Consider the following 9,120-nt stretch of genomic DNA (forward strand, 5'->3'; position numbering starts at 1 on the left):
TTAAACTCAGGATATTTTCACTCGAACCGTATACATCAAGGCCTCGTAATCGCGAGGCCTTAGTTTTAGTCACCATTTGAATCAATCCCGGTAACAAGTGGACTACGCAAAGAGTAGACACCCTGACGGTATTATTGATTTACAAAAGAGAAATAAAACCGTTAAAGAAAAGTACCGAGAAGCGATACAATGCTCGAGTTGCGAGATCGCAGCATGAAATTCCAATTCCAAGAAAACCCACTAACAAGAAACATTAAAGTAGCCTTACATGTCTAAAGAACCCGGTTTCACTACAGAATATAAACTCGACAAGACGTTTTTCGCGGAGTGTTATGATCAAACTAGCCTTCCGACTCAATTTCCAAAAGCCTACTTAAAAGGAATACTGTTTCTTATTTTTGGTGTGGTTCTACTGGAGTTTGAACTATTACCTAACGGTTATGTTGGCTGGTTCTTTATTGTTTTGAGTGTGATTGAAGCATTCAGTGTGTACTGCAAGAGAACATGGTGGTTATGGCGACAAAGAATCAGCTCTGGCGCAGGCAGTAAAATCGTCTTTCAAGGTGATGTAAACGGTGTGAGTTACAAGAACCACAAAGCGACCAACACTATCGCGTGGAGTGACATCGACCAACTTGAGCAGACCGACCTTGGTTTTATCCTGCATATCGGTAAACAGCGCCAATATGTGAGTAAATCTTGTTTAAGCGATGAAGCCATTGCGTTCATGATTGAACATCACACCGCATCAAAATCGAAATAACACCAATAAATGCCTGCTGATTTAGCAGGCATTTTTGTACCAACTTTAATTCTATGTATGGAATGACCGGACAACAACAATGAATACCGTGTACCAAATCAGTGATTGCCACCTTTCAGATGAATCCAGCTACGAAAACCTGCGTAGAGCACTGGAATACGTCAGCAAAGACACAGCATGCAAGACCATCTTTCTGACTGGTGATATCTGTTGTAGTCCAAAGTCTGGCGACTACATTCGATTAGAGGCGTTCATTAGGCAGCACATTAGCGACCAATCCATTTACGCGATTGCAGGCAATCATGATGACTCTTCCTTAATGCGCACAGAACTAAAAGGCTCGACGATTTGTGTCACCGACAAAGCCACCATCGGTCAACGAGAGTTTGTGTTCCTAGACTCAAGCTTCAAGCCGCTTGATAACCAACACCCACTTGGTTCAGGTCGTATTGATAACCGCGGCATGGCTCACCTAAAACAACAGTTAAGAAAAGCCAATGACCCTATCGTGGTTGTTCACCACCCTGTTATTCCAGTCGGGGCAGATTGGATGAAAGCGATTCGCCTAGAGAACGATGCTGATGTGATGAGCGTACTTCGAAAATATCGCGTTCGTGACGTGATCTGCGGTCATGGCCATGATGGAATAACAGCAACACAACAAGGCATAACTCAATATATGGCCCCGTCGACAGCCTATGGTTTTGACCACTTTATCAATGAATACAATCGCAGCGAGAAGGTCGGATTAAGTCGAATCTCGTTCTCTCTTGATTCCATCGACTACCAAGCTGTTTATTTCTAATCTTGCTACTTTAGTCCGTTTAGCTTCAATTTATCAATTTGTGATTGAAGACAGCACTTGAAGTGGTTTGGCGTTGCACTCGGTAAGTTCGAACAAATTAAGAGTGTCTATGACGTTTTCTCCTGCCACTTTGCGTAAAGTCTGGTACTCCGCCCTTCCATTAACCTTGGGCTCCGCGCCACCAGTGCCATAGTGCTGATTCTCGGTTTAGAGGTGTTATCCCTTTGCGATAAATCTTGGTCTATTCTTATCATTTAGGCTACTAATGTCCGAGGCTTTTAGCATGAATAAACTGTTTTTAATTTTATTGGTTTTTATTTTGTCCGGATGTGGAACAAGTGACAGCGCTTTGATTGAGAGCGGTCACAACACATCTTACATACAGGGCTTTCATGACGGTAGACATAGCGGCATGCAAGAAAGCGGCAACAGTTTTGAAAACTATATAAAAGATGGAAAGCGTTTTGAGTCAGATAATGACTACAAGCAAGGCTGGATCGCGGGTGAATCTGAAGGGAAAAAGCTACAAGCCGAAGCAACAGCGATAGGTAAAGGTGCCGCTGGTAGTTACCCTCAAGAATCAACAACGACGGATTTAGATAAAGTAGCAAAGGACACCTTAAAAGGCGTCGATACATCGGGCTTGGAGAATTTAAAATAAAGGTATAACAAAGCCAAGGTTGGGCTCTGGAATAACTCACGCATTGCCCAACGCTTGCCAGCGCACCTGAGCATAAATTGATCTGCATCAGCATATGGTTTAATAATGTTTAACCATTAAGCATTCATAATACAAATTGCGCAATACTGAGATGAGAGAGTTCATTTTCTACGTTGTTGGTGATTTCATGGATGTACACACCTTAGCTATATATACCTCTTTATTAACAGCCACGGTTGCGAGTGCTATGTTGTTAACTCATAAATATATACTCGCTGGAACCACGTTAGGGGTTAATTATATTGCTTATGCTGCTTTGCTGTTAGGAGCCAGTGTTACACCACTTTCACTCGGCTTTACTCAATCTTCAGAATCGATAGTTTTTCTTTCCAATAGTGCATACGCAACGGCTTTTGGGTTGTTGCTCGTTGGAATAACCGTGTTACGAGGAGCAAGTCGATCTTTTCTCGTAATATCATTCATCATTAGCTTCCTTGGCATTAGCTTCTTTCTTTATAGCGCCCTAGTTGCGCCTTCTGTTACTTCTAGGATCGAAGCTCGAAGTATTCTCGTTGTGACGATATGTATCTTGGCCCTCTATGCGAACTATTCAGGGGAAGAACACGACAACAGAGAAGCAAAGTGTCTGTTGAATCTGATCCTGTTTATCAACATTCTCTATATGGTAATTAGGGGTGTACTTGCTCATACCAAAGGAACGAACTCGAACTATTACCTGATATCAGATATTCATAAACTGTCTTTCGTTCTCATGACAATCACAATTATTGGCGTCGCATTTTCAGTGTTTTGGATCTTAACTGATCGTTTATTAAAGCAAACCTATCGTTCTTCGATCACTGATGAACAAACAGGCCTTTATAATCGTAGAGGTCTAGCTGAGCTGATACCCAAGCTTGTTCAACCAGGTCGAGAGAGTAGTATCTCTGTACTGATGGCCGACCTAGATCATTTCAAAAAAATTAATGATACTTATGGTCATGACAAAGGGGATGATGTGATTCAGCACTTTGGAAAAACGCTTCTAGATACATGCCGCGCAAGCGATTTCTGTTTTCGCTATGGTGGAGAAGAGTTTGTTGTCATTTTACCTAGAGTTAATAAAGTTCAAGCAATGCAGATAGCTGAAAGAATAAGAAACAACGCAAAACACAACTCCAATGAAAAGCTCTCTTCTGGAAGGTATACCGTTAGCATCGGAGTAACTCAAGCTCTCATAAATGATGACTGGAATTCATTAATTAAACGAGCGGATAACGCACTATATGAAGCAAAATCTCAAGGCCGCGATTGCATCGTTGATCGTTAACCAGAGCAGTAAAACTGTGTAAATATTCTTCCATAGAAAAGCATGTTGGCGTCATCCCCTAAAAGCAACTCTAGAACTTCCCGCCATTTACCCATTCTGCGCAAGCTGGTTATTCTGACGCTATGTATCAACTCGCGTTTGATACGCTAAAGGTCAAAGCATCGTTCAGGACTTTTCTATTTTATAGGCTAGGTAAATCTCGTATTCCGTGGTTTTTCTTGATTTATTCTGATGGCTCATTGTCAATTATGAACCCGTCGCACAGTTTGTATCAGGCTTAATTGCCGTACGTAATGATCTTCGCTAGTGTGCGGCCAAATTACGTGCGGAATTAAGGTATCTGAGTTGTTTCCTATGCTAAAGCGTCATCGCTTCAAATTGAGTTTATGCTTCGTAAGTTTATCACTGCTATCTGCATGTGGTGATGGCGATTCGGGAGGCGGCACGACTCCCGAACCGAACTACCTAACACAAGATCAACGATACGATCTTCTCTATCGTTCCACATTTGGTCCTGAGCCTGGGTCCTATCAAGAGTTGGCCAATATTGGCTATGAAGCTTGGTTAGATAGGCAGTTTTCTTTGCCCCCGAGTTTGCATTTTACGCGCCTAAAAGAGTATCCGTTTGTTGGTGATGCAGACAGCTACAATCAATCGGATCGTGTGGCCGTATGGTGGGATGTCAGTTTGAATGCTCCGGATCAACTGCGACAGCGTGTCGCCTTTGCGTTAAGTGAAATTTTCGTAATTTCACGCTATGGCGCAAGCCTGAATGGTCGTGCACTAGAAATGGCCAACTACTACGACATGCTTATCACACATGCTTTTGGCAATTATCGAGACCTTATTGAATCAGTGACGCTTCACCCTGCGATGGGGGATTACCTATCAATGATGGCCAATCAAAAGGCTGACCCAGACCGCAATCGCTACCCAGATGAGAACTATGCACGTGAAGTGATGCAATTATTTAGCATCGGCCTTTATGAATTGAACCAAGACGGCAGCGATAAACTGGATACTCAAGGACAACTGATTCCAACTTATTCTCAAGATGATATTGAAAACCTCGCGCGAGTGTTTACTGGCTGGCACATTGCTGAAAAGAACAAACCATCATGGGGCTCTAAAGACGGCAATTGGTTTTTGCCAATGATCGCTTACCCTGATTATCATGACGATGAGCAAAAGGTCGTGATGGATGAGATCTTTGTACAAGGACAAACCGCAGAGCAAGATATGGCGCAAGCGATGGATATGTTGCTTAACCACCCAAATACTGCACCGTTGATAAGTAAACATCTAATTCAAAGGTTGGTGACATCCAACCCGTCCCCAGCTTACGTCGCTCGAGTAAGCGCACTATTCGCTGACAACGGCGAAGGAGTCAGAGGGGATCTTAAAGTGGTTATCCGTGGAATCTTAACAGACGGAGAAGCGCTTAATGGTGGAGATCGCTCACCGGTTAAGATGAAAGAGCCATTGGTAGCAATGGCTAACTTTTTCCGTGCACTAGAAGCCAAATCAGCCGACCCTACTGGGCGATTCCATAATTCCATTAATACATTTGGGGCATATGGACAATCGCCACTTGGTTCTCCAAGTGTGTTTAACTTTTTCTCTCCTGATTATGCTCCGAATGGCGAGATCTCTGCGGCGAACGATGTTGCGCCTGAGTTTGAAATATTGAGTTGGAATAATTTCATTCTGACCAATAATCAACTTTGGTCAGCCACAGGCAGAACGAATTACGACGGCGAAGAGAACCCCAATCGTATAGTCATTAATACTGCGCCATTGGAAATGCTAGCCAATGATCACCCGGCATTGATCGAAGAGATTGAAAGGCGCCTGCTTTCTCAAAGAATGAGCGAGCCGCTTAAGGCCATCGTACTAGAAGCATTAGAAGACCTTCGCGATACCCAACAGAGTTTAAAGGTTCGCAATGCTCTCTATATTGTTGTGACCAGTCAAGAGTTCCATATTGAGGAGTTAGCCGAATGATTTCACGTCGTCAACTGTTAGCAGCTATGGCCTCAACTCCCATTGTCTCGATGATGGGGACTAGCTCAGCACACGCGTTGCCAAACAATGACTACAAAGCACTGGTTTGTGTGTTTCTGTTTGGCGGCAATGATGGTTTTAACATGGTGGTGCCTTACAATAATGCACACTACGATGAATATACAGCTGCTCGTCCAGATATCGCCATCCCACAAGCCTCATTGTTGCCTTTGGCCCTGAATACCGGATCAGATCTGACATTGGGCTTACATCCATCAATGATTGATGTGCAAAACCTGATTAACAATGGAAAAATGGTTCCAATTGCAAATAGCGGAGTCTTGATTGAGCCTTCTACAAAAGAAGGTTTAGAGAGTGGTACCCACTTAATGCCACCTTTTTTATTTTCCCACAATTCACAACAAACGGAGTGGCAACGCGGTTGGTCTGGCAGTACTACTACGCTCGGTTGGGCAGGACGAATGATGGACGTACTTAGCAGTGCTGCAGATGAGATTAGCCCAACTTTCAGTCTTAATGGGTATAGTCAGCTACTCAATAGCAGCATGCATAGTGCTAATCTCATCAATGCATCGTCACTACCTCAAGTAAATGCGATTAACAATACTCAGCGTCGTAAGAGTTTTGACCAGGTGATGAGCTTATCTCCCTTAACAGCATTTGGAAGAGAGTTTGATCGTGTGAAAGGGGATTCGATTTCAATACGAGATACACTGGCAACAGCTATCGATTCGGTACCAGAAGAGGGGCATTTCCCCGATAGCTCTTTGAGTCAACAACTTCATACGGTAGCACGATTGATTAAGTCGAGTGATCAGTTAGGCCATCAAAGACAAGTGTATTTTGTTGGCTTCGGTGGGTTTGACACCCACGCTAACCAATTAAGTGACCATGCTGAGTTAATGACAGTTTTAAGCCAATCACTTGCAGCGTTCAATCAGTCAATGGAAACATCAGGGTTGGGTGATAAAGTGACGACGATGACCATGTCTGATTTTGGACGACGATTAGCCAGTAATGGCACAGGTACCGACCATGGTTGGGCAAGCAATCACTTCGTGATGGGTGGTGCACTCAACGGAGGACAATTGTACGGACAATGGCCATCGTTAATCTTAGATGGAGAGAATGATTTCAATAAAGGGCGAATGATTCCGACCACTTCCGTTGAACAAATTGGTGCAACTATTGCTAAATGGATGGGGGTTAGCAATAACAGTGCAATGGATTATATTTTTCCAAACTTAGTCAATTTCTCAGTGCAAGATTTAGGGTTCTTAAAGAACGAATAAGTAAGAAGAACCCTACTGCATTCCATTGGATTACTGTACTTTCACTAGCTTCTTATGGTTAAAATGCCTATTGTACAAACCATAAAATTATAATGACTTGCGGCCTTTGCCAAAGAGACTTTCCATTTAAACGAAAAGACTGACTATGAATTTTGATATCAATGCACTGAAACATCACCAACTGGTCGAAGATGGTCAACTTGAAGGGTGTTACATTCATCAGCCTGTGCAAGGCAGTCAACCCGACGATAAAGCGGTTTTGTCAGAGCGCCAAGCGCTTGAAAGCCAAGGATATAAGGTGGTTCAGGTTAAAGCAAAAGGCGGAACAACTACGTTTGCCGAGGCTATGCAAGAGCTTGCGAAGAAGACAGGCCACCAGCCAAAATAGTAAACGAGTGAGCAGAGAGAGTTACAACGTTCTCTAACGACAGTTTTTTGAGTCTCTCTGCCGAGTAATCTCAACATTAGCCATTTCATGCTGACAACCAATGGAGCAGACACTTTTTGCGTCAGTGAGTTAGCTCCTGTTCTCACCGTTTTCCCCAAAATGAGTCACCGCTATATTTGGTCCCAAACACAAAAATGGGTTGGTACAGCCGAAATTCAGTCTATTACCTAAGAATCTAGCTTTATTAGAGACGGAGACTGTTTACTGAATTAATGTTGGGCGGGTATGGCACTTAGCTATGAGTTATGAGCAATAACACAAAGTAAATACATGTTCTCTATTTGTCATAGTTCTAAAACTTTAAAGGAGCCACAATGAGCTCCTTTGAGGTTTAAGTTGTCGCTTCAGTTACTACTGCATTCACTCGATTTAGCTACCAATCGCAATTCTATCAACTTCAATTGTTGCCTCTTCCCAGCTATCTTTTTCAACGTTGCCAACAATCGTTATCTTGTCATTTGGAGCAATCGTCAAACCAGCCCAAGCTTCATCCTCTACTTCGATCACAATTGTGTTTTTACCATCAGTAAACTTGTACTCGTCATCTCCCAAAGAGTGCACAATGTTACCCGTCACCTGAACTTGGGTATCATCTCTTGCTTCTAGGACTTGAGCAACCGTAACAGGAGCGCTAGCCGTCGGGCCATTAAATCCGCCCGTTGCTGGTAAAGTGTTTGCTGTTGCTAAGCCTGAAGCCAGAACCAGTGTAGTAGCAATAAGTACGTTTTTCATAAGAACCTCTAAGGAGTCATAGTTTGTTTTGATGGGTGTACTATGCAGGAGGTGGTATTAATCGCGGATGAAAGTAGCGTTCATAATTCATTCATGTTGAAAATACGTAGAATGACAATACCCAAAAAAACCATAACCACATGATCTTAATGGTGATTTTAAACGCTATCTTAATCGAATAATTTTACTTTTTACGAAAATCATTCCTTTCCTAGAGCTCTTGCTCTTTGTTATTCAGTATTAGCCCAGTAATAAGTCATCAACAGAGTCGCTTTCCAAGCACCAATTGAATAGCACTCGATGAAGCTACACAATGAGAGCTTTCTAAAACTAAGGCCTCGCGCGCGGCCTTAGTTTTTCTACCTAGCGATTATAACTGTCCTATAACGGTTACAGTTACCCGACTTCACTGACTTTTCTTGCTAACCTTTATTGCCAGCTTAGCTTACTTACTGACTAAGTTGACTGAACTTCGGCAAGCTCTTCACAAACCTCTGATGAACATCCATATAGGTTTGCATATAGATTTCATCGATATTGTCGCCACTCGGGAAGCTAGATGAGAAATCGACGTGTTTACGGTCAATCGACAATTTAGCGGCCTCAACAATGTGAGCAATGAACATTCGAGGAGCTTCCAAGCCGATAGAGTATCGCTGTCGCCCTCTCCTTGTTTGCGTCGAGTTCGAGCACTGGAGAAACAAGGGATTATACGTGGCTATCACGCCAGTGTTGACCAAGAGGCGTGTGGCTTACCTGTGAATGTATTTGTGTTAGCGAAGCTTGAAAAGCCGACAGAAGAGAACATGTGAGACTTCGAGCAGCATATTGAAGTGATAGATGAAGTATTGGAGTGTTTTTTGATGACAGGCAATCACGACTACCTATTGCATGTGGTCAGTGAATCGCTCAAAAGCTATGAGCAGTTTATCCGCAAGCAACTAACTCGCCTACCCAATATAGCTTCGATTGAATCCAGCTTCGCCTTCGGTCAGGTAAAAACAAAGACTGTAGTGGCATAGTGAATTTGGTCACTTAGTTAGAGGTGATATCATCACCTCATA

At 42.9% G+C, this 9,120-nt stretch carries 8 protein-coding genes and 2 pseudogenes; 8 read left to right on the forward strand and 2 right to left on the reverse strand.

All coding sequences use genetic code 11. The annotated features are described in order from the left end of the window. Positions 1-268: 268 nt before the first annotated feature. The 7 genes from OQJ75_RS05670 (at position 269) to OQJ75_RS05700 (ending at position 7,264) form a co-directional block, all read left to right on the forward strand. Entirely contained in the window at positions 269-763 is a 495-nt protein-coding gene (locus OQJ75_RS05670) for a YcxB family protein (RefSeq protein WP_265971208.1), read from the forward strand. Between the two features lie 79 nt (positions 764-842). Continuing rightward, entirely contained in the window at positions 843-1,568 is a 726-nt protein-coding gene (locus OQJ75_RS05675) for a metallophosphoesterase family protein (protein ID WP_265971207.1), read from the forward strand. Positions 1,569-1,851: 283 nt separating this feature from the next. Then, a complete protein-coding gene (locus OQJ75_RS05680; RefSeq protein WP_248374698.1) occupies positions 1,852-2,229 on the forward strand; it encodes a hypothetical protein in 378 nt (125 codons plus the stop codon). Between the two features lie 187 nt (positions 2,230-2,416). Then, complete coding sequence (locus tag OQJ75_RS05685; protein WP_265971204.1) at positions 2,417-3,559, forward strand: sensor domain-containing diguanylate cyclase; 1,143 nt, start codon at positions 2,417-2,419, stop codon at positions 3,557-3,559. Between the two features lie 354 nt (positions 3,560-3,913). Further along, positions 3,914-5,563 carry a DUF1800 domain-containing protein gene (locus tag OQJ75_RS05690; RefSeq protein WP_265971203.1) on the forward strand — a complete coding sequence of 550 codons (1,650 nt, stop codon included), beginning with the start codon at positions 3,914-3,916 and terminating at the stop codon, positions 5,561-5,563. Then, positions 5,560-6,876: a DUF1501 domain-containing protein gene (locus tag OQJ75_RS05695; RefSeq protein WP_265971202.1), complete on the forward strand. Its 1,317-nt coding sequence runs from the start codon at positions 5,560-5,562 to the stop codon at positions 6,874-6,876. Before OQJ75_RS05690 ends, OQJ75_RS05695 begins: the two co-directional genes overlap by 4 nt. Before the next feature lie 145 nt (positions 6,877-7,021). Beyond that, a complete protein-coding gene (locus OQJ75_RS05700) occupies positions 7,022-7,264 on the forward strand; it encodes a hypothetical protein (protein ID WP_265971200.1) in 243 nt (80 codons plus the stop codon). A gap of 429 nt (positions 7,265-7,693) precedes the next feature. Here OQJ75_RS05700 and OQJ75_RS05705 read toward each other — a convergent pair whose 3' ends face one another. Beyond that, positions 7,694-8,056 carry a NirD/YgiW/YdeI family stress tolerance protein gene (locus OQJ75_RS05705; protein WP_017075181.1) on the reverse strand — a complete coding sequence of 121 codons (363 nt, stop codon included), beginning with the start codon at positions 8,054-8,056 and terminating at the stop codon, positions 7,694-7,696. 449 nt (positions 8,057-8,505) lie between these two features. Further along, positions 8,506-8,712: pseudogene (locus OQJ75_RS05710) on the reverse strand (Cys/Met metabolism pyridoxal-phosphate-dependent enzyme); the annotation flags it as partial. Between OQJ75_RS05710 and OQJ75_RS05715 the strand changes: the two are divergent. Then, positions 8,698-9,078: pseudogene (locus OQJ75_RS05715) on the forward strand (Lrp/AsnC family transcriptional regulator); the annotation flags it as partial. The pseudogenes OQJ75_RS05710 and OQJ75_RS05715 overlap by 15 nt on opposite strands. Positions 9,079-9,120 lie beyond the last annotated feature (42 nt).

The organism is Vibrio sp. 14G-20 (assembly GCF_026241515.1).
Taxonomy (GTDB): Bacteria; Pseudomonadota; Gammaproteobacteria; order Enterobacterales; family Vibrionaceae; genus Vibrio.